Annotated in this window: 16 protein-coding genes and 2 pseudogenes; 9 read left to right on the top strand and 9 right to left on the bottom strand. The window is 66.5% G+C overall.

Annotated elements, in window-relative coordinates; all coding sequences use genetic code 11:
- Nucleotides 1-246 precede the first annotated feature (246 nt).
- Both ACQR1Y_RS20295 and ACQR1Y_RS20290 read right to left on the bottom strand, forming a co-directional pair.
- A complete protein-coding gene (locus ACQR1Y_RS20295) occupies nucleotides 247-981 on the bottom strand; it encodes an outer membrane protein (RefSeq protein ID WP_434856366.1) in 735 nt (244 codons plus the stop codon).
- 230 nt (nucleotides 982-1,211) lie between these two features.
- A pseudogene (locus ACQR1Y_RS20290) lies at nucleotides 1,212-1,514 on the bottom strand (hypothetical protein); the annotation flags it as partial.
- A 484-nt stretch (nucleotides 1,515-1,998) separates the two neighbouring features.
- On the opposite strand from ACQR1Y_RS20290, the gene ACQR1Y_RS20285 reads away from it, so the two are divergent.
- Both ACQR1Y_RS20285 and ACQR1Y_RS20280 read left to right on the top strand, forming a co-directional pair.
- Nucleotides 1,999-3,714 (top strand): methyl-accepting chemotaxis protein, encoded by a 1,716-nt coding sequence (locus ACQR1Y_RS20285; protein ID WP_434877867.1) that lies wholly within the window; start codon nucleotides 1,999-2,001, stop codon nucleotides 3,712-3,714.
- A gap of 186 nt (nucleotides 3,715-3,900) precedes the next feature.
- The gene (locus tag ACQR1Y_RS20280) at nucleotides 3,901-5,889 is read left to right on the top strand and encodes a methyl-accepting chemotaxis protein (protein ID WP_434877868.1); all 1,989 of its coding nucleotides are present in this window, start codon (nucleotides 3,901-3,903) and stop codon (nucleotides 5,887-5,889) included.
- A 70-nt stretch (nucleotides 5,890-5,959) separates the two neighbouring features.
- Here ACQR1Y_RS20280 and ACQR1Y_RS20275 read toward each other — a convergent pair whose 3' ends face one another.
- Genes ACQR1Y_RS20275 through ACQR1Y_RS20265 form a run of 3 tightly spaced genes read right to left on the bottom strand, consistent with a single transcriptional unit; the run spans nucleotide 5,960 to nucleotide 9,763 of the window.
- Complete coding sequence (locus ACQR1Y_RS20275; RefSeq protein ID WP_434877869.1) at nucleotides 5,960-8,224, bottom strand: xanthine dehydrogenase family protein molybdopterin-binding subunit; 2,265 nt, start codon at nucleotides 8,222-8,224, stop codon at nucleotides 5,960-5,962.
- Nucleotides 8,214-9,272, bottom strand: coding sequence for an FAD binding domain-containing protein (locus ACQR1Y_RS20270; RefSeq protein WP_434877870.1), 1,059 nt, complete (start codon nucleotides 9,270-9,272; stop codon nucleotides 8,214-8,216). Before ACQR1Y_RS20270 ends, ACQR1Y_RS20275 begins: the two co-directional genes overlap by 11 nt.
- Nucleotides 9,269-9,763 carry a (2Fe-2S)-binding protein gene (locus tag ACQR1Y_RS20265; protein ID WP_434856360.1) on the bottom strand — a complete coding sequence of 165 codons (495 nt, stop codon included), beginning with the start codon at nucleotides 9,761-9,763 and terminating at the stop codon, nucleotides 9,269-9,271. The genes ACQR1Y_RS20270 and ACQR1Y_RS20265 overlap by 4 nt, the downstream gene beginning before the upstream one ends.
- 198 nt (nucleotides 9,764-9,961) lie before the next feature.
- Between ACQR1Y_RS20265 and ACQR1Y_RS20260 the strand changes: the two genes are divergently transcribed.
- Both ACQR1Y_RS20260 and ACQR1Y_RS20255 read left to right on the top strand, forming a co-directional pair.
- Nucleotides 9,962-10,567, top strand: coding sequence for a TetR/AcrR family transcriptional regulator (locus tag ACQR1Y_RS20260; RefSeq protein ID WP_434877871.1), 606 nt, complete (start codon nucleotides 9,962-9,964; stop codon nucleotides 10,565-10,567).
- A 34-nt stretch (nucleotides 10,568-10,601) separates the two neighbouring features.
- Nucleotides 10,602-11,072 carry an Imm26 family immunity protein gene (locus ACQR1Y_RS20255; RefSeq protein WP_434877872.1) on the top strand — a complete coding sequence of 157 codons (471 nt, stop codon included), beginning with the start codon at nucleotides 10,602-10,604 and terminating at the stop codon, nucleotides 11,070-11,072.
- Between the two features lie 205 nt (nucleotides 11,073-11,277).
- On the opposite strand, the gene ACQR1Y_RS20250 is transcribed toward ACQR1Y_RS20255, so the two are convergent.
- The 3 genes from ACQR1Y_RS20250 to ACQR1Y_RS20240 form a co-directional block, all read right to left on the bottom strand.
- Nucleotides 11,278-11,619, bottom strand: coding sequence for a hypothetical protein (locus ACQR1Y_RS20250; RefSeq protein ID WP_434877873.1), 342 nt, complete (start codon nucleotides 11,617-11,619; stop codon nucleotides 11,278-11,280).
- A gap of 1 nt (nucleotide 11,620) precedes the next feature.
- Complete coding sequence (locus ACQR1Y_RS20245; RefSeq protein WP_434877874.1) at nucleotides 11,621-12,322, bottom strand: alpha/beta fold hydrolase; 702 nt, start codon at nucleotides 12,320-12,322, stop codon at nucleotides 11,621-11,623.
- Nucleotides 12,323-13,202: 880 nt separating this feature from the next.
- Entirely contained in the window at nucleotides 13,203-14,003 is an 801-nt protein-coding gene (locus tag ACQR1Y_RS20240) for an IclR family transcriptional regulator domain-containing protein (protein ID WP_434877875.1), read from the bottom strand.
- A gap of 213 nt (nucleotides 14,004-14,216) precedes the next feature.
- On the opposite strand from ACQR1Y_RS20240, the gene ACQR1Y_RS20235 reads away from it, so the two are divergent.
- The gene (locus ACQR1Y_RS20235) at nucleotides 14,217-15,575 is read left to right on the top strand and encodes a Rieske 2Fe-2S domain-containing protein (protein WP_434877876.1); all 1,359 of its coding nucleotides are present in this window, start codon (nucleotides 14,217-14,219) and stop codon (nucleotides 15,573-15,575) included.
- 287 nt (nucleotides 15,576-15,862) lie between these two features.
- A complete protein-coding gene (locus ACQR1Y_RS20230) occupies nucleotides 15,863-17,302 on the top strand; it encodes a glutamine synthetase family protein (RefSeq protein WP_434877877.1) in 1,440 nt (479 codons plus the stop codon).
- A gap of 346 nt (nucleotides 17,303-17,648) precedes the next feature.
- Here ACQR1Y_RS20230 and ACQR1Y_RS20225 read toward each other — a convergent pair.
- Nucleotides 17,649-18,350: pseudogene (locus ACQR1Y_RS20225) on the bottom strand (SDR family oxidoreductase); the annotation flags it as partial.
- Between the two features lie 280 nt (nucleotides 18,351-18,630).
- Here ACQR1Y_RS20225 and ACQR1Y_RS20220 point away from each other — a divergent pair.
- The 3 genes from ACQR1Y_RS20220 (at nucleotide 18,631) to glpK (ending at nucleotide 22,939) form a co-directional block, all read left to right on the top strand.
- Nucleotides 18,631-20,235: a hybrid sensor histidine kinase/response regulator gene (locus tag ACQR1Y_RS20220; protein WP_434877878.1), complete on the top strand. Its 1,605-nt coding sequence runs from the start codon at nucleotides 18,631-18,633 to the stop codon at nucleotides 20,233-20,235.
- Nucleotides 20,236-20,297: 62 nt separating this feature from the next.
- Nucleotides 20,298-21,311 (top strand): magnesium and cobalt transport protein CorA, encoded by a 1,014-nt coding sequence (locus ACQR1Y_RS20215; protein WP_434877879.1) that lies wholly within the window; start codon nucleotides 20,298-20,300, stop codon nucleotides 21,309-21,311.
- A gap of 125 nt (nucleotides 21,312-21,436) precedes the next feature.
- Nucleotides 21,437-22,939 (top strand): glycerol kinase GlpK, encoded by a 1,503-nt coding sequence (glpK, locus tag ACQR1Y_RS20210; protein WP_434877880.1) that lies wholly within the window; start codon nucleotides 21,437-21,439, stop codon nucleotides 22,937-22,939.

Genomic DNA, 22,939 nt, shown 5'->3' with positions numbered 1-22,939 from the left:
CCCCGAACGCACGCTACTTAGAGCTGAAGCTTGCGAGGAGTATCGCCGTCGGCGGTTAACAAATCCGAGGAATTAGCTCGTCGATGCTGATTTTTTGCGCAGAACCACTTTTCACGGCGCGGGATTTAAGGGTTTGGCCATGTTTATGAGTTCCGCGCGGTGAACTGTTCGAACACAACGGGCAAACAAAAAGGCCGGCATCGCTGCCGGCCTTCCCGTCGTTTGTTGTCGTTGACGCCTTGCAGATCAGTAGCGGGCCGCCACCGGCATGCCCCAGTTGAAGCGGTAGTTCACACCGGCCTTGAAGGTGTGGTCGTCGGTGGTGAAGCTGCCGGTCGGAACCAGCGCGGCGGGCGCCGCGAAGGTGGCGCTGCCGAAATTGTAATACTGATACTCGGCCTTGGCCGACCAGTTCGGCGCGAACATGTATTCGAGGCCGCCGCCGACGGTCCAGCCGTTGCGATGATCGCCCGAGGTGGCGAAGCCGATCGGATTGCCGGCCAGCGTCACCTTCTCGTTGTTGTCGGAATAGGCGTAGCCGCCCTTCACATAGACCAGGCCGGGACCCCAGGTGTAGCCGAAGCGGCCGGTGATCGAACCGAGACCGCGCTGGCTGTTGGTGTAGGTGTAGCCGCCGGGGAACGCCGCGCCGACGCTGCCGCTCAGCCAGCTGTACTGGCCTTCGGCGCCGATCACCCAGGTCGGCGCGAACTGCCAGTCGGCACCGACTTGCAAGCCGCCCAGGAAGCGGCCGTTCGAATTGTTGCCGGTGGCAAGGCCGGAATAGTTGTTGTCGCTGGAGAACGCGCCGCCGAGATGGGCGCCGAGATAGAAGCCGGTCCAGTTGTAGATCGGCGCGGCATAGGCCGGGGCCTTGGTCGCATACGGATAGTTGCGGGCGCCGAGATCGGCGGCGAGGGCGGAGGTGGCCGAAGCGGCGAGCGCGGCGAGGGCTGCGGTTGCGAACAGGATCTTCTTCATGGCGGGTCTCCAACACCTGACTAACAAGGCTCGCGCAATGGCGCGCCGTCGATGGATCGGAGATAGATCGCTTTCGAGTCAAATGCTGTCACTCGCGCAGCACAGTGCTTTCGAACCCAGCCTGTGAGCGGGCAAAGGTCTCGACGTAGTTAGCAAAGTGATAACGAAGCGTGAATGTCGGGTAAACCGGGGCGATCGCTGTGTCGCCTTGGCACAACTGGTTGACGCGCGTTGAGAGCTGCGTGGAGCGTGGCAACGGAGTCGCGCAACTGGTCGCGATGCAGGAGGTCGTCCGTCGGCAGCGAATCGATATTCGCCGCGATGTCGCCGAGCACCGCGGCAAGCAGCCCCCAGTTCAAATGGATGTGGATCGACTTGCGGACGTCCTCCGGGCCGGGCCGCTCCAGGGTCAGCGCCAGGCCACTTGGTTCGAGGCGGGCCTCGAAGCGGGAGGAATGCTCGAACGTGCCGACGTAGAACTTGTCGGGATATTCGAGCGCGACTTCGGCCTTGTCCGGAACGGGTTTCGACATGGGCTCCTCGGGGATCAGACGATTCCGCCATTCTGGCCGGCTCGTCGCGCGGCGCCTTGCGCCAGGTCAGAGACGGCGCGGCAGGTCGGAGTTAGGAATCCCGCGCTCCACCCGCACCGTCGTCCCGGACAAGCCAGGACGCGCGTCAGCGCGGCATGGCGCCGATCCTGGATCCATACGCCGCAAGTGTCGCGAGGCGCGATAAAGCCAATGACCACCCTGCTCCAAACCGCTCCCTGGGGCAGGGGTCCCGGCTTTCGCCGGGACGACAGCGGGAGTTGTGGTTCAAGACGAGCTCGGCCCGAAGCTGTGGGTCCCGTAGTATTGCGAGTTCGTATGGAACCGAAAATTTACCATAAATTATCGTGCTTTAATTAACCATGCGTCGCTCGGCGTGACGTTCGCGCGGGTGGGCCGGCGCGCGTCGTGGCTCGGGCCGGCCTCGTGGCGGCGATGACCGCATTGCTGAAAAAGGATGCTTTGCATGAAGATGCGGCTGTCGATCTCCGCCCTGATCCTGGCCTTTGGCCTGGTCGTCATCGTGGGGCTCGGCGCGGTGGTCGCGACCGCCATCTATGCCGTGCGCGAGCTCAAGGTCGGAGGGCCGATCTATCACAGCATCAAGCTCGGCAATGATCTCATCGCCGACATCCTGCCGCCGCCCGAATACATCATCGAATCCTATCTGGAAGCGACGCTGGCGGTGCTCGATCCCGCCAGCCTGGAGGCCCGTGTCGCGCGACTGGCCAGGCTCAAGAAGGACTATGATGACCGGCGGACGTTCTGGGTCGGCTCGGCGCTGCAGCCGCAGTTGAAGGCGGAACTGGTCGAGCGCTCCGATGCCGAGGTGCGACGGTTCTGGCAGGCGCTCGATGGTGATCTGGTGCCGGCGCTGCGCGGCGGCGACGCGGCCAAGGCGAAGCTCGCCTATCAGCGGCTGACCGACGCCTATGCCGGCCATCGCGCCGTGGTCGACGGCATCGTCGAGCATGCCAACAAGATGATCGGTGACATGGAGGCCGTTGCTGCGCGCAGTGACAGCTCGATCACCTGGTTCGGCGCGGCGCTGGCCGCACTGGTGTTCGCGGTCGTCGTCGCCGGCCTGTATGGTCTCGTTCATGGCGTCGTCCGGCCGCTGGCGCGCATGACACGGCTGATGCGGCAACTGTCTGGCGGCGAGCTGGCGGTGGACATCCCGTTCGCCGAACGCGGCGATGAGATCGGCGCCATGGCCCGGGCGCTGACCGTGTTCAAGACCAACGCCGTGGAGAAGGATCGGCTGCAGCAGCAGAACATCGATCGTGGCGCCGCCGATCAGGAGAAGCAGCGCGCGGTGCTGGCCATGGCCGAGGTGATCGAGCGCGAGACCACCAGTTCGGTGGGTGCCGCAGCCGGGGCGTCGCGGGATGTCGAGGCGGCGGCGGGCGGGCTGGCCAGCCTGGCTCACGACCTCTCTGCCGATGCGCGGGCGGTGGCGTCCGCGTCGGAGCTGTCGCTGTCGAGCGCGCATGTCGTGACCTCTGCGGCCGACCAGCTCAGCGCGGCGATCACCGGCATCGCCGGCCAGGTGGCGCGCGCGACCGCCATCACCAAGACCGCGGTGACAGGGCGCGAAAGGGCCACCAGCACCATCCACTCGCTCTCGGAAGCGGTCGGCAAGATCGCCGAGGTGTCGAACCTGATCCGCGGCATTGCGCAGCAGACCAACCTGCTGGCCCTCAATGCCACCATCGAGGCGGCTCGCGCCGGCGAGGCCGGACGCGGGTTCGCGGTCGTTGCCGCCGAAGTCAAGTCGCTGTCGGATCAGACCGCCAAGTCGACGGAGGAAATCTCGCGCCTGATCTCGGAGGTGCAGAGCGCGACCAACGCGACCGTCGAAGCGGTCGAGGGCATCGGCGGGCAGATTTCCGAGATCGACACGGTCGCCGCCTCGGTGGCCGCCGCCATGGAGCAGCAGCGGGCCGCCACCAGCGAGATCAGCCGATCCGTCGCCGCGTCCGCCGCGGCCGCCAAGGATGTCTCGGCCAAGATCGCGAACGTGGGACGCGGCGCCGAGGCCGTGAACGACCGCGCCGCGCAGGTCCGGACCGCGATCGCGCAGGTCGGGTCCACGATGGCGTCGCTGCAAACCGTGCTGACCAATACGGTCCGGAACACCACCTCTGGTGGGGCCGCCCCGCGGTCGGCCGGCGCACGCTGACGCCGATCGAGTCAGTAATCCTACGGAGGACGAAATTTACATTCCTTGAAGAATGGTTGTCGAACCTCTCGGCATTTGAATTCAGTGCCGGTGTTCGGCCGAATGGCGATCTCGTCAATGACGACGAGGTGAGGCTGCCCAGCCTTGCCGCGATCGCTAATCTCTCATCAGGAATGTGCGTCCGACATGAAGATGCGTCTGTCCATCGCCGCGGTGATTGCCGCGTTCGGTCTCGTGCTCGCTTTGGGTTTTGGGGCCGTGGTGCTCACCAGCGCCTATGCGCTGCGCGAGCTGAAGGTCGGCGGGCCGCTCTACAGCAAGATCAAGCTTGGCAATGATCTGGTCGCGGACATCCTGCCGCCGCCGGAATACGTCATCGAGGCCTATCTCGAAGCGACGTTGGCTTTGCGTGAGCCCAAGAATCTGGATGCCCATGTGGGCAAGCTGGCGCAGCTTAAAAAGGACTATGAGGACCGCAAGGCGTTCTGGACCACCTCCCCGCTCGAGTCTGAACTGAAGTCGCTGCTGGTCGAACGGTCCGATGCCGAGGTGGGCAAGTTCTGGCGGGCTGCCGAAGGCGAGCTGATCCCAGCGCTTCGCACCGGCGACACGGCGAAAGCCGACGCCGCCTACGCCCGGCTCAGTGCCGCCTATGCCGCCCACCGCGCTGTCATCGATGCGCTGGTGGAGAAGGCGAACAAGCTGAACTCGGACATGGAGGGCACGGCAGCCGATCAGGACAGCCGCATCTCCATCGTGGTCTGGACCGTCGCCGGCATCGTGCTGGCGCTGGTCGTCGCGGGCATATCGGGTCTCGTCATCGGCGTGGTGCGGCCGCTGTCGCGCATGACCGGCTTGATGCGGCGGATTGCCGAGGGTGAGCTGGCCACCGAGATTCCTTATGCCGGGCGCGGCGACGAGATCGGCGCGATGGCGCGCGCGCTCGACGTGTTCAAGACCAACGCGCTCGAGAACAATGAACTACGCGACAAGCAGGATCGCGACCGGACCGAGGCCGAGCAGACCAAGAAGCGGGCCATGCTGAACATGGCCGATGTCATCGAGCGCGAGACCGGCACTTCGGTCGACGCTGCGGCCAGCGCTTCGCGCCAGGTCGAGGCGGTCGCAAGCGGTCTGTCCGACCTCGCGCACGAACTCTCCGCCGATGCCCAGTCCGTCGCGGCCGCCTCGGAGCAGTCGCTCGCGAACGCCCAGACCGTCTCGTCGGCGGCCGAGCAGTTGAGCTCGGCGATCCGCGAGATCTCGAGCCAGGTTGCCCGCGCCAGCACCCTGACCCGGTCTGCCGTGGGCGGGCGCGAGAAGGCGAAGACGACGATGATGTCGCTGACCCAGGCGGTCGACAAGATCGCCGAGGTGTCGAACCTGATCGGCGGCATCGCCGGCCAGACCAATCTGCTGGCGCTCAACGCCACCATCGAGGCGGCGCGCGCGGGCGACGCCGGCCGCGGCTTCGCCGTGGTGGCCTCGGAGGTCAAGTCGCTGTCGGATCAGACCGCCAAGTCCACGGAGGAGATCTCGCGTCTGATCGGCGAGGTCCAGGCCACGACGCGGGCGACCATCGACGTCGTCGAAGGCATCGGCAGCCAGATTTCCGAGATCGACGAGGTGGCGGCCTCGATCGCCGCCGCGATGGAGGAGCAGCACGCCGCGACGCAGGAGATCAGCCGTTCGGTTCACTCCTCGGCGAGCGCCGCGCGCGACGTGTCGTCCAAGATCGGCAATGTCGGCAAGGACGCAGGCATGGTGAACGACCGCGCCGCGGAGGTGAGGGGCGCGATCGGCGAGGTCGCCTCCAGCCTGACCTCGCTGCGCGAGACCCTGGTGAAGGTGGTCAGGACGACGACCGCCGAGGCGGACCGCCGGCACGCCCCGCGATTCAGGTCGAGCCTGCCGATCAAGGTGATCGACAACACCAAGGGGCCGGTGAAGGCCGAACTGGTGGACATCTCCGAGGGCGGCGCCTGGTTCCGCTTCGAGCCGGAGCCGGGCATCGGCGATCGCGGGGTTCTGCAGTTCTCAGGCTTCGGCCACGATGTGCCCTATCTGGTTCGCGCCCGCGACCGCGACGCGTTGCGGGTCGAGTTCGATCTTGGCGCTGGGCGGGAGGCCTTCGCGACCTGGTTCAGGTCGTCCTTCATGCGCGAGGCGGCCTGAGCCGCTGCTCAACGAAAAAGCCTCCGCCTGACCAGGCGGAGGCTTTTCTTTTTGTCGGGCGTGTTGTCGCTTAATCCCGTCGCACGAGGTCGCTGATCCGCACCGGAAAGCGCCGGACACGAATGCCGGTGGCGTGTGCCACGGCGTTGGCGACCGCGCCGGCGGAGCCGGTGATGCCGATCTCGCCGACGCCCTTGATGCCGAGCGGGTTCACGAACGGATCGTGCTCCTCGACCGTGAACGCCTCGATCGCCGGCACGTCGGCATTCACCGGCACATGGTACTCGCCGAGATTGGCGTTCATGATCCGCCCCGAGCGACGGTCGGTGACCGCCTCCTCATGCAGCGCCAGCGAGATGCCCCAGATCATGCCGCCGGCGAGCTGGCTCTTCACCAGCTTCGGATTGATGATCCGCCCGGCCGCGAAGGCGCCGACCATGCGGGTCACGCGGACCTGGCCGAGATCCGGATCGACCTTCACCTCGGCGAACACGGCGCCATGCGAATGCATCGCGTACTGCTCGTTGGCGGCCGGATCCGGCATGCCTCCGCCGGATCCGTCGACCTCGTCGAGGCCGGCGCGGGCGAGGATGTCGGCATAGCTCTCGCCGCGGCCCTCGTCGTCGCGCCGGATGAGTCGGCCGTTGCGGGCGATGACGCCGGCATTGCCGGCGCCGAACAGCGGCGAGCGCTGGTCGGACGTCGCGAGTTCGGCGAGCTTGGCGATGACGGCGGCGCCCGCATTGTGGATCGCGGTGCCGACGGTCGCCGTATGCGCCGAGCCGCCGGCGATGCCGGCATCCGGCAGGTCCGAGGTGCCGGCCTTGAACGTCACCTGGTCGAGCTCGAGCGCAAGCGAATCCGCCGCGACCTGCGCGAACGCGGTCCATGCGCCCTGGCCCATGTCATGGGCGCCGCTCTCCACCACGCCGGAGCCGTCGCGCCGGATCACGGCGCGCGCCTGTCCTGCGAACATCAGCGCGTGGAACGTCGCCGTGCCCATGCCCCAGCCGACCAGGAAGCCGTCCTTGTCGCGCATCATCCGCGGCTTCAGCGGCCGCTCCCACCAGCCGAAGCGTTCGGCGCCTTGCGTGTAGCACTCGCGCAGCGCCTTGGAGGAGAACGGCTTGCCGGTCGAGGGTTCGACCTCGGCGTAGTTCTTGACGCGAAAGGCGAGCGGATCGAGGCCGCAGGCCTCGGCCATCTCGTCGACCGCGCTCTCCAGCGCGATCGATCCCGGCGCGATGCCCGGGGCGCGCACGAACAGCGGCGTGCCGGTGTCCATGCGTACCGCGTCATAGGTGGTCGCGATTGCCGGCGCGGCGTAGAGCGTATGGGTCACGTGAGCTGCCGCTTCATAGAAGTCCTCGAAGCTCGATGTCGCGATCCGCGCGTGATGATGGATGCCTGAGAGCTGTCCGGCAGCGCTGGCGCCGAGGCGCAAGGTCTGCTTCGTCGGCGAGCGATGGCCGAACGGACCATAGAGCTGCTCGCGGCGCGCCACGAGCTTCACCGGCCGGCCGACCATCTTGGCGGCGAGGATGCCGAGCACCTGCGGCCCGGCCATCAGGCCCTTGCCGCCAAAACCGCCGCCGAGGAAGGGGCTGCGGATCAGGATGTTGTCCGGCGCGACGCCAAACAGCTCGGCGAGACGCGCGCGCATCATGACGAGGCCCTGCGTCGGCGTGTCGATGACGAGCTTATCGCCCTGCCACTCCGCGACAACAGCATGCGGCTCCATCGCATTGTGATAGTGCGGTGGGGTCTCGTAGATCGCCGTGATCTGCTTCTCGCTGCCGGCGAGTGCGGCCTCGACGTCGCCATGGCGCTGCTCGGCCGGCATGCCCATGCCGACGGCCGGCGGCACATAGGCCGCTTCAGCGTCGAGACCGATCCGCGCCGGCTCGGCCTCGTAGCGCGGCGCGAGCAAAGCGGCGCCTTCGGTCGCAGCTTCCAGCGACTCCGCGATGACGACGGCGATCGGCTGGTTGGCGTAGCGCACGCGGTCGTTCTGCAGCGCCTCGAAGCGGAACGAGAACGGATTCGGCTTGCCGTCAGGGTCGGAATAGAGCGGCGGCCGGTTGGCCTGCGTCATGACCTCGACGACGCCGGGATGCGCCTTGGCGGCGTCGACGTCGAGCGAGGCGACGCGGCCACGCGCGATGCTGCTGACTGCAAGCACCGCATAGAGCAGGCCGGGCGGGTTGTTGTCGGCCGCGTAGGTCGCGCGTCCGGTGACCTTGGCGAGACCATCGATGCGCGACAGCGGCTGGCCGACATTGGAGCCGTGGCGGAGATGGGCGGGATCGCGGGACAGATTGAGCTCAGGCGTCATGAAGCGCTCCTGGAACGGCGGAGAAGGGAGAGGCCGGCAGCGCCGGCATGCGCGACGGCGTGCCTTGTGCTGCGGCCTGCAGGGCGCGCACGATCAGCTGCCGTGCGAGCGGGATCTTGTAGGCATTGTCGCCGGACGGCTTTGCCTCGCGCAGCGCCGCATCGGCGGCGCGTTCGAACGAGCCGTGCTCGGCAGGCTGGCCGGCGAGCAGCGCCTCGGCCTCGTGCGCGCGCCATGGCTTGGCGGCAACGCCGCCGAGCGCGAGACGCGCCTGCTTGATGCGGCCGTTCTCGATGACGAGGCCGGCCGCAGCCGAGACGACGGCGAAGGCGTAGGAGTTACGCTCGCGCACTTTCAGATAGCGCGCGTGGCTGGCGAAGCCGCGCGCGGCAGCGGGTAGCCGCACCGCGACGATCATCTCGCCGGGAGCGAGCACGGTCTCACGGTCCGGCGTGGTGCCGGGCAACAGATGCAATGCCTCCAGCGCGACCTCGCGACGGCCAGCTGCGCCTTCGATCTCGACGATCGCATCGAACGCCGCGAGCGGCACGCAGAAGTCCGACGGGTTGGTGGCGATGCAGGCATCGCTCCAGCCGAGCACGGCGTGCTGGCTGTTCTCGCCGTCACGGGCATCGCAGCCCGATCCCGGCGTGCGCTTGTTGCAGGCCGAGGCGGTGTCGTAGAAATACGCGCAGCGCGTCCGCTGCAGCAAATTGCCGCCGACGGTCGCAGCGTTGCGCAGCTGCGCCGACGCGCCTGAGAGCAGCGCTTCCGCCACGGCGGGGAAATCGCGCGCGAAGGATGCGTCGTAGGCGAGGTCGGCGTTGCGCACGAGCGCGCCGATCCTGACGTCGCCATTGGCAAGCCGCTCGATCCGCGTGAGCTCCTTGATCTGGGTGATGTCCACCAGCCGCGCCGGCCGGACGACATTGCCCTTCATCAGGTCGAGCAGATTGGTGCCCGAAGCGAGATACGCCGCGCCGGGCGCGCCGGCCGCCGCGATCGCCTCGGCGACCGTCGCCGGCTTCACATAGTCGAACCGGTTCATGCCACACGCTCCTTCGTGTTCGTGAGCGTCGCCTGGGCGTCGAGCACCGCCTCGACGATCCCGACATATGCACCGCAGCGGCAGAGATTGCCGCTCATGCCCTCGCGCACGCGCTCGGGATCATCGCCGGCATGGCCTTCATGGATGAGGCCGACCGCGCTCATGATCTGGCCCGGCGTGCAAAAGCCGCATTGCAGCGCGTCGTGAGCAATGAAGGCCTCCTGCACGGGATGCAGCTGGTCGCCCGTGGCGAGCCCTTCGATGGTGGTGATGGCGGCGCCGTCGAGGCTGAGCGCAAGCGTCAGGCAGGAATTGATGCGGCGCCCGTCGACGAGGACGGTGCAGGCGCCGCATTGGCCGCGGTCGCAGCCCTTCTTCGTGCCGGTGAGGTGGAGGCGCTCGCGCAGGAGGTCGAGCAGGGTGATGCGGGGATCGTCAAGCGCAAGGGTGCGCGGCTCACCGTTGACGGTGAGTCTGACAGTCATATTCATGCGTTGTTCCGATCGAAGCGATGGCCTAATCGGATCGCAGCGGGCACCGCCTTACGGGCGTATGTCCGTCCAGATCCAGCGACCGCGGGACGACGAGCTGAGGAAAAGTTGGCTGTCCCGGGTGGCAGGTCTAGTTATACGGAGGACTCCTCCGTTTAGCAAGGGCACATGAACGGTCCGTCATCAAGAGCTGGTGAGATGGAGACGAAACCACAAGAGCGCCACCGCAAGCCGCGCGCGGATGCGCAGCGTAATCGGGAGCGCGTGCTGGAGGCCGCCAAGGCGGTGTTCAGCGTCGGCGGCGCCGAGGCGAGCCTCGAAGCGGTGGCGCGCCAGGCCGGCGTCGGCATCGGCACGCTGTATCGTCATTTCCCCACCCGCGAGGATCTGTTCGAGGCGGTGTATCGCCGCGAGGTCGAGCAGCTTGCGGAACTGGCCGAGGAGCTGAAGAGCGAGCCGTCGCCGGTCGAGGCGCTCCGCCGCTGGCTGCGCTCGACGGTGCAGTTCGTCGCCACCAAGAAGGGCATGATGGCCGCGCTCGCGATCGTCATGACCGCGAACTCCGAGCTGGCCGCCTTCTCGCACGCCCATCTCACCCGCTCGATCGGCGCGCTGCTCACCCGCGCCGTCGATGCCGGCGAGATCCGCGCCGACATCACCGCCGACGACGTCCTCCGCGCGCTAATCGGCATGTGCTACATGCACGACCAGACCGGCTGGCAGCAAAGCGTGCTGCGGCTGCTGGATGTATTCGTGGATGGTTTGCGGGTGGGGAGACCCACCGCAGCTCCATCAATTGAGTGACGTAGGGTGATCTCTTTGTAGAGTAAGGGCAAGGATGAAGCAGGCTTACAGTGAAGGCACTGTGTTCTTGGTCCCTCTCAGAGACGGTGGATTCGCACGCGGCATCGTTGCTCGTACGCCGCTGCGGGCTCGAAAAATTCTGCTTGGCTACTTCTTTGGGCCGTGGCTGGGTTCGACCAACGATGCATCCTTCAGGGATCTCCATCCCGGGCATGCCGTCTTATGCGGGCGCTTCGGAGATCTCGGTCTGCACGACGGCTCTTGGCCGGTTCTGGGCGCCCACCCCCAATGGCAGCGTTCGATTTGGCCATTCCCTGATTTCGTTCGGCAGGAACCATTGACCTCGCGCGCTTATCTCGTGCGCTATTCGGATACGGATCCAAGGAAGAGAGAGTTCGAACGGCCGATCGATCCTGACTGCGCCTTGCCCTCTGACGGCCTCTGGGGGGCCGGAGCCGTGGAACTGATATTGACTAGGCTGTTGGGCGGTCATCCGTCTCGATGAGCGCAGCTCGCCGTGTTTTCTCCCTCCATCGTCATTCCGGGGCGCGCGAAGCGCGAGCCCGGAATCCATAACCACGACCGTCCGTGAGATGGGCGGTGCCTCCACACGCCGTTCTCGCTCCATAACGATCGCCTGTGAGTATGGATTCCGGGCTCATTCGCGTGCCGCGAATGCCCCGGAATGACGAAGGTGGCAATCGACGGTGCTACCAAACGGGCGTCCCGCAGGCGGCGCAGAATTTTGCGCGCGGGGTTCGCAGCGGCTTGCCACACGATTTGCATGGCGGGCCGAAATCGCTTCGGCGATGGTGCCAGATCGCAAGGGCGTTCGTTTCCCCAAAGCCGGTCAATTCGCGGTAGCGCTGCAGCGCGCCCGCTTTGCTGTCGACCGCAGCTGCGGCTTGCCCGAGCGTACATTCATTTGATCGACGATAGTCTTTGATGTCGTCGATCCGTTTCCGGAGGAGGGGCTCGATTTCGGCCCATTCCTCTTCGTCGAGCATGGGCACTTCGATGGCGCAACGCCAGCAATAGGCTGTGATCGCCATCTCACCCCCTCAGCCACTCCATCAACGCCTGCGCCGTCTCCTCCGGCTGCTCGGGCTGCGGCAGGTGGCCGCAATTCTCCAGCACGACCAGCCAGCTGCCGTCGATGCCGTCGGCCATCTCCTTCGACAGGCTGTTCGGAATGGTGTTGTCGGTGTCGCCGGTCAGCACCAGGGTCGGGCAGCGGATCGCAGTCAGCGTCGGCCGCGAATCCGGGCGGGCCATGATCGCAGTGAGCTGCCGGACGAAACCCTCGATGCCGACCTCGTCGGCCATGTCGTGGACCATCTGGCGCAGCCGCGGATCGTCCTGGCGCGACGGATGCACGAAGCCCGCGAACAGTTCGTTGACGACAGCGTGATACTCGCCCTCTTTTGCGCGCGTGATCATGGTGCGGCGGCGGGCGCTGGCCTCGGGCGTATCGGGCCGGGCCTGGGTGTTGATCAATGCCAGCCGGCCGACGCGCTCCGGCGCCTGGCGCATGATCTCGAAGGCGATATAGCCCCCCATCGAATGGCCCGCGAGCGCGAAGCGCGGCGGCGCCTCGGCGAGGATGCGGCGCGCGATCGCGGCCATGCTGTCATCGCGGATGTGGTTGGCAACCATGACCGGCCCGGCGCGCCACAGCGCCGGGATGATCGGCGCGTAGATCCTGGGCGACGAGATCAGCCCCGGCACCAGCACGAGCGGCAGCGTTTCAGCCATGGCTTTTCCCCCTGGAGCGGCATTCATCGTCCTGCTCGGGTGTCATTCGCCCGATGTGCCATCTTTGCGCGACACGCCGCCGATGTCCAACGAAGTCCTCCGCTTCGAGCGGCGTCGCCGGAGCGACGATCTCGGCGAGGTCGGCCGAACGATCGTATCGGCTGCAAGCGCGCCGCTTGGGATCATTGGATCTGCCGGAAGCCCGAGTGGGGCCGGGGGCTGAGCGTAACCCTCGCAGTCCCGCGCGGCCGGCGGCGGAACGTGGTGCCGGAGAACCGTGCGCGGCGCCGTCGGAGGAGGGGTGAGCCAGTCGCAAATGCACGAGCTCCTGCGTCCATGCCCTCGTCCCTCTCGCCCACTGACCGCGCGCCGGCGGCGGAGCGACAAGCCCTTGCAGGACCGTTCGCGGCAAATGGATGGCCTTGGCCAAGGTGCGCCTTTTTGTGCCCGATCTTATTACTTCCGTTCCGCACCGGATCACCGCTGTCAGTAGCGTGATGATACCTGGAGGCATTGGCAATCATGGCAGGCGCGCCGATGGCCACGATAATATCACGTAATTGGCAGCAGACGCTCGAACATGCAGGGCTGCGACTACAACGATTAGTTCGAAAGCCGCGTAACCTCACGTCGCCGCGCCAGCGACTGCAATCGGCGCGCCAAGCCGGTTCTCGCTGCGATGACGCAGGCGGCGATGATGCGGAGGATTGGTTGTCCGACGGCGCGGGAGCGCATGCGCGAGCGTCTCGGATCATGCGCAGGCCGCACGTGAGCCCGCGTGCGAAGTCACGAAACGCCGGTCGCGCGCACGGCGCCAGGGCGCCGCCCATGCAGACGGCGCCCTGATCTTGCTGGCGGCTTGAGGACAATGGACGAAGGATCAGACCAGCAGCGGCTGGACCGTCGCGGCCAGCTGCTTCAGCAGCGGCAGAAAGCGTTCTTTCATCTCGTCGACCGTGATCCGGTCGACGTGTCCGCCGATATTCGCCGCGGCGACGATGGCGCCGTCGTAGCGGCGGATCGGGACGGAGATCGAGCGGAAGCCGTGCTCGGCTTCGCCGTCGACCAGCGAATAGCCGTCGCTGCGGACGGCGACGATCGATTCGATCAGCGCCTCCTGGTCGGTGATGGTCTGCGGCGTCATCGGCGCGAGCGTCATCCGCTCGATGGCCTGCCGCAACTGGTCGTCCTGCATCCGGCTGAGCAGCGCGCGTCCGACCGAGGTGCAATAGGCAGGTAGCCGATGGCCGATTTCGATTCCGGCGGAGAACATCCGTGTCGGCGTCGCGCGAGCGATGAACACCACCTGCTCGCCATCGAGGACCGCCAGAGAGCAGACCTCATGCGCCGCCGTGGCCGCGACATCCATCGATGGCTGTACCACGGTGTTGATCTGGTTCGACGCGAGGTAGCTGGATGCTAACAGCAGCACCCGCGGCGTCAGTGAGAACAGCCGGTCGTCACCATGGACGAAACCGGAGGCCTTGAGCGTGAGCAGGATGCGCCGCACCGTCGCTCTCGCGAGCCCCGTCAGTTCGGCGGCCTTGCTCAATGTCATCGGCCGGCCCTCGCGACTGAAGGCTTGGATCACCCGCAGTCCCCGATCGAGCGCTTCGACGAACTCAGGCCCGTCTCCACGCGCCTGTTTCTTCTCCTCATCAGTCCGCTTCAGTTTAGGCATCGGCCTGACACGATCCGCTGTTGTTGTTGTTTTGGCACGCGGTGAAGCTGCTGCCCGTTTGCCTCTCGGCTTCGGTTGTAGCTTTTTCACTTGCGCTTCTCCCCACTTAAAGCGAATCTAATCTTGGCGAACATGTGTTCGTCTAGCGAACATTATTGGATGATCGCGTGACGTCAACGCCCGACTTGAGACGCAACAGGAGGAACGGCCATCATGATGAGCCAGGAGCAGAACGACCTCATCACGCGCATCGGACCGGGCAGGCCTGCCGGTAAACTGATGAGGATGTACTGGCAGCCGGCGGCGCTGGTGGACGAACTCGCGGGCGAGCGGCCGGTGCGCGCGGTGAAGCTGCTCGGGCAGGACTTCGTGCTCTTCAAGGATGAGCAAGGCCGCTACGGACTCCTTGACCGCGATTGCCCGCACCGCGGCGCCGATCTCGCCTTCGGCCGGCGCGAGAATGGCGGCCTGCGCTGCGCCTTCCATGGCTGGCTGTTCGATGTCGAGGGCAACTGCCTGGAGACCCCGGCTGAGCCGGCCGGCTCGCCGCTGTGCAAGAACGTCAAGCAGCGTTCTTATCCCGTCGTCGAGAAGGGCGGCATCCTCTGGGCCTGGCTCGGGGAGGGCGAGGCGCCGGCGTTTCCGGATCTCGACTGTTTCACCGCGCCGGATACTTACACTTTCGCCTTCAAGGGCCTGATCGAGTGCAACTGGCTGCAGGCGTTGGAGGTCGGCATCGATCCCGCGCACGCCTCGTTCCTGCACCGCTTCTTCGAGGACGAGGACACCTCGACCGCCTATGGCAAGCAGTTCCGCGGCGCCTCCGCCGACAGCGAGCTGCCGATGACCAAGGTGCTGCGCGAATATGACCGCCCGATCATCAATGTCGAGCGCACCGAGTATGGCCTGCGCATCATCGCACTGCGCGAGATCGACGCCGAGCGGACCCACGTCCGCGTCACCAACCAGCTGTTCCCGCATGCCTTCGTGATTCCGATGAGCACGGAGATGACGATCACGCAGTGGCACGTGCCGGTCGATGACGAGACCTGCTACTGGTACGCGATCTTCACCAGCTATGGCGCGCCGGTCGACAAGGCCAAGATGCGGGCGCAACGCCTCGAGCTTTATGAATTGCCGGACTATCGCTCGCGCAAGAACAAGAGCAACGATTACGGCTTCGATCCGCGGGAGCAGGCGACCGAGACCTATACCGGCATGGGCAACGACATCAACGTGCACGACCAATGGGCGGTGGAGTCGATGGGCCGCATCCAGGACCGCACCCGCGAGCATTTGGGACAATCGGACAAGGCGATCATCCAGTATCGCCGGCTGCTGCGCGAGCAGATCGAAGCGGCCGCCGGCGGCGAGAGGCCGATGCTGTTTCTCGACGCGGCCGAGGCGCGCAGCGTGCAGGGGCCTGCGACGATGGACGGCATCGGCCCGACCCGCGGCTGGGAAACCTACTGGATGGAAGTCGACGTCCGCCGCCGCCGCAACGCCCCCTGGGCCGCGCCAGTGCCGGCGGATATCATCCGCCTCGCCCCGCATCTGAGCGCGGCGGAGTAACCAGCCCGGTCGTGACATCATTTTCGTTGATGTGCCCGTGCTCTCGCCCCGCAAGTGGTGCGCTCCCTCTCCCCGTTCTTCACGGGGAGAGGGTTGGGGTGAGGGGCAGCCACACCCACCGACCGTGCGAAGAGCCCCCTCACCCGGATTGCATCTAACGATGCAAGCCGACCTCTCAGCGCGAGCGAAGCTCGTCGCGACCCCGCAAGCGGGGAGAGGTAAGGACAGTGCCCGCTTGCGGGCAGAAAATTGATCATGCAAGTTGCCACTCCACCCAGGAGCCATCGTTGAGTTTCGTCGCCAAGCATCAGTTGTGGACCGCCGAGCAGGCCGAGGCCGCAACGCGCATGCGCCGGATCGCCGAGGAGCAGGGGCTCACCACGATCCGTCTCTCCTTTCCCGACCAGCACGGCATCCTCCGTGGCAAGACGCTGGCCGTCGATGCCGCGCTGTCCTCGCTCGAGTCCGGCTGCGCGATCACCACGACTCTGCTCGCCAAGGACACCTCGCATCGCACAGTGTTTCCGGTGTTCACCGCCGGCGGCGGCTTCGGCATGACCGAGATGCAGGGCGGCAGCGATGCGCTGATGGTCGCCGATCCCACCACGTTCCGCGTGCTGCCCTGGGCGCCGGGCACCGGCTGGGTACTGTGCGACCTGTACTTCGCCAACGGCGCGCCGGTGCCGTTCGCCACCCGCAACCTGCTGCGCTCCGCGCTGACGGCGCTCGATGCGCGCGGGCTTCAGTTCAAGGCCGGCCTCGAGGTCGAATGCCACATCTTCAAGGTCGAGGATCCGCGTCTCGCGCCCGGAGATGCCGGCTCGCCCGGACAACCTGGCGTGCCGCCGTCGGTCAGCCTGCTGACGCAGGGCTACCAATATCTCACCGAGCAGCGCTTCGATCAGATGGAGCCCGCGCTCGAGATCATCAGGTCCAATCTCACCGCGCTCGGCCTGCCCTTGCGTTCGATCGAGTTGGAGTATGGCCCGAGCCAGTGCGAGTTCGTGCTGCAGCCCGGCATCGGTCTCGAACCTGCCGACACCATGGTGCTGTTCCGCAGTGCCGTGAAGCAGATCGCGCAGCGCCATGGCTATCACGCCACCTTCATGTGTCGGCCGCGCATTCCCAACGTGATGTCGTCGGGCTGGCACCTGCACCAGTCGCTGGTGGCGCGCGACGGCAGCAACGCGTTCATGACGGAGGAGACCGAGGGGCTATCCGCGCTCGGCCGCCACTACATGGCCGGCCTGCTCGCGCATGCACGTGCTGCGGCGGTGTTCTCGACGCCGACGATCAACGGCTACCGACGCTACCGGTCCTATTCGCTGGCGCCCGACCGCGCGATCTGGGGCCGCGACAATCGCGGCGTCATGATCCGCGTGCTCGGTGGTGCCGGTGATCCCGCCACGCGGTTGGAGAACCGTATCGGCGAGCCCGCCGCCAATCCCTATCTCTACATGGCCTCGCAGATCACAGCCGGCCTCGACGGCGTCGACCGCAAGCTCGATCCCGGCCCGTCAGCCGACGTGCCCTACGAGACCAAAGCGAGCCTGCTGCCGAAATCGCTGCGCGAGGCCGTCGACGCGCTGAAGGACGACGCCTTCTTTCGCAACGTCTTCGGCGCCACCTTCATCGACTACTACACCTTCATCAAGAACGCGGAGATCGAGCGCTTCAACGCCGAAGTGTCCGACTGGGAGCAGCGCGAATATTTCGAGATGTTTTGACGAGCGATGCTTGTGCGGGAAGCAGGAGTGATGTGGCGGGGCCAAGGCGAAGCTTCTTAGATATCAACTCTCGCCACGCGCGACCATGATAACCCTCACCCTGAGGAGCCCGCCTTGAGGCGGGCGTCTCGAAGGGCGAGGCCCTACTGCGGCCTCATGGTTCGAGACGCGCCGCGGGCGACGATCTTGCCTCGAATCGCCCAGGTCGGCGCGGCGCTCCTCACCATGAGGTTCTGGTACCCCAAGCGGGTCCTGCACACCAATCATCAACACGCCGAGAGGCGTGTAGATGGAGAGGGTCCAACGCTGTGATCGGAGCTGTGTCCGTGGGGGCGCCGCGCCCTCGCACGCTGCGCGTCAACCCGCCGTCCACCCGGATGTTCTGGCCGGTGATGTAGGCCGCGCCCTCTGAGGCCAAGAAGGCAATGGTCGCGGCGATCTCCTCGGACTTGCCGTAGCGGCCCATCGGCACGGTCTTGCGGCGCTCTTCCGTGGCCGGCAGGCTGTCGATCCAGCCGGGCAGGACGTTGTTCATTCTGACGTTGTCGGCCGCATAGCTGTCGGTGAAGATCTTGGTGAACGACGCGAGCCCTGCGCGGAACACCGCCGAGGTCGGAAACATCGCCGAGGGCTCGAACGTCCAGGCGGTCGAGATGTTGATGATCGCACCATTCTTCTGCGCCTGCATGATCGGCGTGACGAAGCGCGCGGGGCGGATGACGTTGAGCAGGTAGGTATCCATCCCCGTGTGCCACTGCTCGTCGGTCAGCTCCAGGATCGGCGCGCGCGGGCCGTGGCCGGCGCTGTTGACGAGCACGTCGATGCGGCCCCATCGGTTCATCGCGCCATCCACGAGGCGCTTGAGATCGTCGTTGGACTTGTTGGAGCCGGTGATGCCGAGGCCGCCGAGTTCAGCGGCAAGCGCCTCGCCCTTGCCCGAGGACGACAGGATCGCAATGTGAAAGCCGTCGGCGGCAAGACGGCGCGCGGCCGCTGCGCCCATGCCGCTGCCGCCCGCCGTCACGAGCGCCACCTTGTGTTCTGCCATGCGCGTTTCTCCTGCCCATCTCCGATGATCGGAGCGGTGATGTAGCGCGCGGGAGCGGAACCGTCGAGCGCATCGCGAGCCAACGCGAACGGTGCTCCAAGGCGCCCCTAAATGGTTCCCGCGGCGGGTTGTCGCTTTCGCGTGAGCGCCCCATCGGCGGACTCAGCATAGGCAAGTGAAGCGGGAACCCGTTCCCACTCAGCGGCATATCAAGGGTGCATCGCGGCCGCCTGTGCGTCGTCGGGCGCAGAGACACAAGGCAGTCGGAGCTGGGAAGACAATGTCAGAAGAGAAGCCGCAGCGCGTCCGCGCGGTCGTCGACAGCGGCGACGCATCCGATCTGTCGTCGGAGCGCCACGACATCTTCTTCGCGGCCGTGGAAACGACGCGGATGCCGATGATCGTCACCGATCCGCGCCAGCCCGACAATCCGATCCTGTTCGCCAACCGCGCCTTCCTGGAGATGACGGGTTACGAGTCCGGCGAGATCGTCGGCACCAATTGCCGCTTCCTGCAGGGGCCGGATACCGACCAGGAAACGATCGCCGCGATCCGCAGCGCGATCGCGGCCCGCCGCGACATCGCGGTCGAGATTCTCAACTATCGCAAGAACGGCGCGGCGTTCTGGAACGCGCTGTTCATCAGCCCGGTCTACAACCGCGACGGCGAACTAGTGTATTTCTTCGGCTCGCAACTCGACGTCTCGCGCCGGCGCGATGCCGAGAGCGCGCTGGTGCAGTCGCAGAAGATGGAGGCGATCGGCCAGCTCACCGGCGGCATCGCGCACGACTTCAACAATATCCTGCAGGTCATCATCGGCTACACCGAGACCCTGCAGGGCGCGGTCGGCGAACTCGGTCCGCGGCATCGCCGCGCGGTCGAGAACATCCGCACCGCCGCCAATCGCGCCGCGACCCTGACGCAGCAGCTGTTGTCGTTCGCGCGCAAGCAGCGGCTCGACAGCCGGCCGATCAACCTCAACAACATGATCGAGAGCCTGGTGCAGATGGCGCGGCATACGCTCGGCGAGAGCGTGCGCATCGTCGTCAAGGCGCAGCCGGGCCTGTGGAACAGCCGCATCGACCAGACCCAGGCCGAGGTCGCGCTGCTCAACCTGTTCGTCAACGCGCGCGATGCGATGCCCGATGGCGGCACGCTGACGATCCGCACCGAGAACAAGGAGATTTCGGAAGAAGACGTCGTGCAGTTCGGCGTGCCCAAGGGCGGCCGCTACGTCGCGCTGAAAGTGTCCGACGACGGCGTCGGCATTCCGCCGCACATCCTCGCCCGCGTCGCCGAGCCGTTCTTCACGACCAAGGAGGAGGGCAAGGGCACGGGGCTCGGCCTTGCCATGGTCTATGGCTTCACCCGGCAGTCCGGCGGCAGCACCTATATCTACAGCGAGGTCGGCTATGGCACGACGGTGCAGCTCTTATTTCCGGCGACCGAGCAGGAGATCGCCGCGCCCTCGATCCGTCCGCAGATGGCGATGGACCGCGCCGGCAGCGAGCGCATCCTGATCGTCGAGGATCGCGCCGACGTGGCCGAGCTGGCGCGCTCGATCCTGGAGGATTTCGGCTATCGCACCGAGCTCGCCGCCAATGCGCAAGCCGCGCTGGAGCTGTTGGATTCGGAGGTCCGCTTCGACCTGCTGTTCACCGACCTCGTGATGCCCGGCGGCATGAATGGCACGGTGCTGGCGCGCGAGGCGCGCAAGCGGCAGCCGAAGCTGAAGGTGTTGCTCACGACCGGCTATTCCGACGCCGCGGTGGAGAGAGCCGACGCCAATATCGGCGAGTTCGAGATCATCAACAAGCCGTATCGCCGCACCGACCTCGTCCGCCGCGTCAGGCAGCTGCTCGACGGCCCGACCGGCGTCACCTGATGCGCCGCTTGACCCAGCGAGTCCTCGCGTCGAAAGTAGGTCTCGAGAGCGGAGAACCGGGGATGCGCCACGTCGCGATTCAGCCATCGGGCCAAGGGCCGCGCGAGCCCGGCGTGGTCGCGGCCGGCGTCTATGCCGATGGCCGCCGCGTCGCCGACATCCCGATCGAGGATGCCGGCGCCTGGAGCAGGCGGCCGGGCCATGTGGTGTGGATCGGGCTGCACGAGCCGGACGCTGCGCTGCTGCAGCGGGTGGCCGATCAGTTCGGGCTGCATGAGCTCGCGATCGAGGATGCCTCGAAGGCGCACCAGCAGCCGAAGGTCGAGCGCTATGGCGACGCGCTGTTCATCGTCGCCCGCACCGCGCAACTCGTGAAGGATCACATCGTCTTCGGCGAGACCCACATCTTCGTCGGCCCCGGCTTCGTCGTCTCGGTGCGCCACGGCGCCTCGACCTCCTATGGCGCGGTCCGCGAGCGCTGCGAGAGCTGTCCTGGATCTCTCGCCAAGGGCGAGGACTACATCCTCTATGCGATCCTTGATTTCATCGTCGACAACTACCGCCCGGTGACCGAGAGCATCATGGCCGAGGTCGAGACGCTGGAGGAGGTCGTGCTGCAGCGGCCGCTGGCGCGCCACGAGGTCGACCGGCTCTATCGGCTGCGCCGCGACCTGCTGCGGCTGCGCCGCGCCGTCGGCCCCGTGGTCGACGTCTGCAAGCGGCTGGAGCACGTCGACAATGTCGCCATCGACGCCGAGATGGCGCCCTTGTTCCGCGACGTGCTCGACCATGCCAAGCGCGCCGAGGAGGACGCGGATTCGCTGCGCGAGATCCTCGCCTTCGTGTTCGAGGCCAGCATGATGGCCGGCCAGGCGCAGCAGACCGACATCGCCCGCCGGCTCGCGGCCTGGGCCGCGATCCTCGCGGTGCCGACGGCTGTCGCCGGCATCTACGGCATGAATTTCGAGCACATGCCCGAGCTGAAATGGCAATACGGCTATTACGCCGTGCTCGGCTTCATCGCCGTGGTCTGCAGCGTGCTGTATTGGCAATTCCGCAGGCGGGGCTGGCTGTAGCTCTCGCGGGTCGCGTTTCGGGCGTCATTCCGTGAGAAGCGGGACGTGGACACCTTGACCTCGCGCGCCTGATCCGCTTGCTTGTCGGCCCAATTCGTCAACCATTCTGCCGGGAAGAAACACCCATGTCCTTCGTGCTGGCCATCGATCAGGGCACCACGTCCTCGCGCGCGATCGTCTTCCGCTCCGATATTTCCATCGCCGCGGTGGCGCAGCAGGAGTTTCCGCAGCATTTCCCGGCCTCAGGCTGGGTCGAGCACGAGCCGGAGGACATCTGGACCTCGACCGTGATGACCTGCCGCGACGCGCTGGAGAAGGCGGGACTGGCGGCGAAGGACATCGCCGCGATCGGCATCACCAACCAGCGCGAGACCACCGTGGTGTGGGACCGCGCCACCGGCCAGGCCGTCCACCGCGCCATCGTCTGGCAGGACCGCCGCACCGCCGACATCTGCGCGCGCCTCAAGGCCGAAGGCCATGAGCCCGACGTCAGCGCAAAGACGGGCCTGATCATCGATCCCTATTTCTCCGGCACCAAGGTCGCCTGGATCCTCGACCACGTTCCGGGCGCGCGCGAGCGCGCCGAGCGTGGCGAGCTGATGTTCGGCACCGTCGACTGCTACCTGCTGTGGCGGCTCACCGGGGGCCGGGTGCATGCAACCGACGCCACCAATGCCTCGCGCACGCTGCTGTTCAACATCCACACCGGGCAGTGGGACGACACGCTGCTGAAGCTCTTGCGCGTGCCGCGCTCGATGCTGCCCGAGGTGAAGGATTCCTCCGCCGATTTCGGCACCACCACGCCGGACCTGTTCGGCGGCCCGATCAAGGTGGCCGGCATCGCCGGCGACCAGCAGGCCGCGACCATCGGCCAGGCCTGCTTCACACCGGGCATGATGAAGTCGACCTACGGCACCGGCTGCTTCGCGCTGCTCAACACCGGCGCGACGCCGGTGAAGTCGAACAACAAGCTGCTGACGACGATCGCCTATCAGCTCAACGGCGTCAGGACCTACGCGCTCGAAGGCTCGATCTTCGTCGCGGGCTCGGCTGTGCAGTGGCTGCGCGATGGTCTCGGGATCATCAAGCACGCCGCCGAGACCGGCCCGCTCGCCGACAGGTCGGACTCGATGCAGTCGGTCTATCTCGTTCCGGCTTTCGTCGGCTTGGGCGCTCCCTATTGGAATCCGCGCGTCCGCGGCGCGCTGTTCGGCCTCACCCGCAACACCGGTCCGGCCGAGCTCGCGCATGCGACCCTGGAAAGCGTCTGCTACCAGACCTACGATCTCTGGGCGGCGATGCGCGCCGACTGGCCGGATGCGTCCGCTGCGACCATCGTGCTGCGCGTCGACGGCGGCATGACGGCGTCCGACTGGACCATGCAGCGCCTCGCCGATCTGCTTGACGCGCCGGTCGATCGCCCGATGATCCAGGAGACGACGGCACTGGGCGCGGCCTATCTCGCCGGCCTCAACGCCGGCGTCTATCCCGAGCCGGAAAAATTCGCCGACAATTGGCGGCTGGAGCACCGCTTCAGGCCGGCGATGAGCGCGGCCACCCGCCAGCGCAAGCTCGCCGGCTGGGCCCGCGCGGTGAAGGGCGTGCTGGCCAGCGACGAGGGCGAGTAG

Origin of the sequence: Bradyrhizobium sp. HKCCYLRH3099 (assembly GCF_051167855.1) — a bacterium.
Classification (GTDB): domain Bacteria; phylum Pseudomonadota; class Alphaproteobacteria; order Rhizobiales; family Xanthobacteraceae; genus Bradyrhizobium.
The sequence above is the reverse complement of the archived record's forward strand: the minus strand, read 5'-3'. Positions and strand labels throughout refer to the sequence as shown.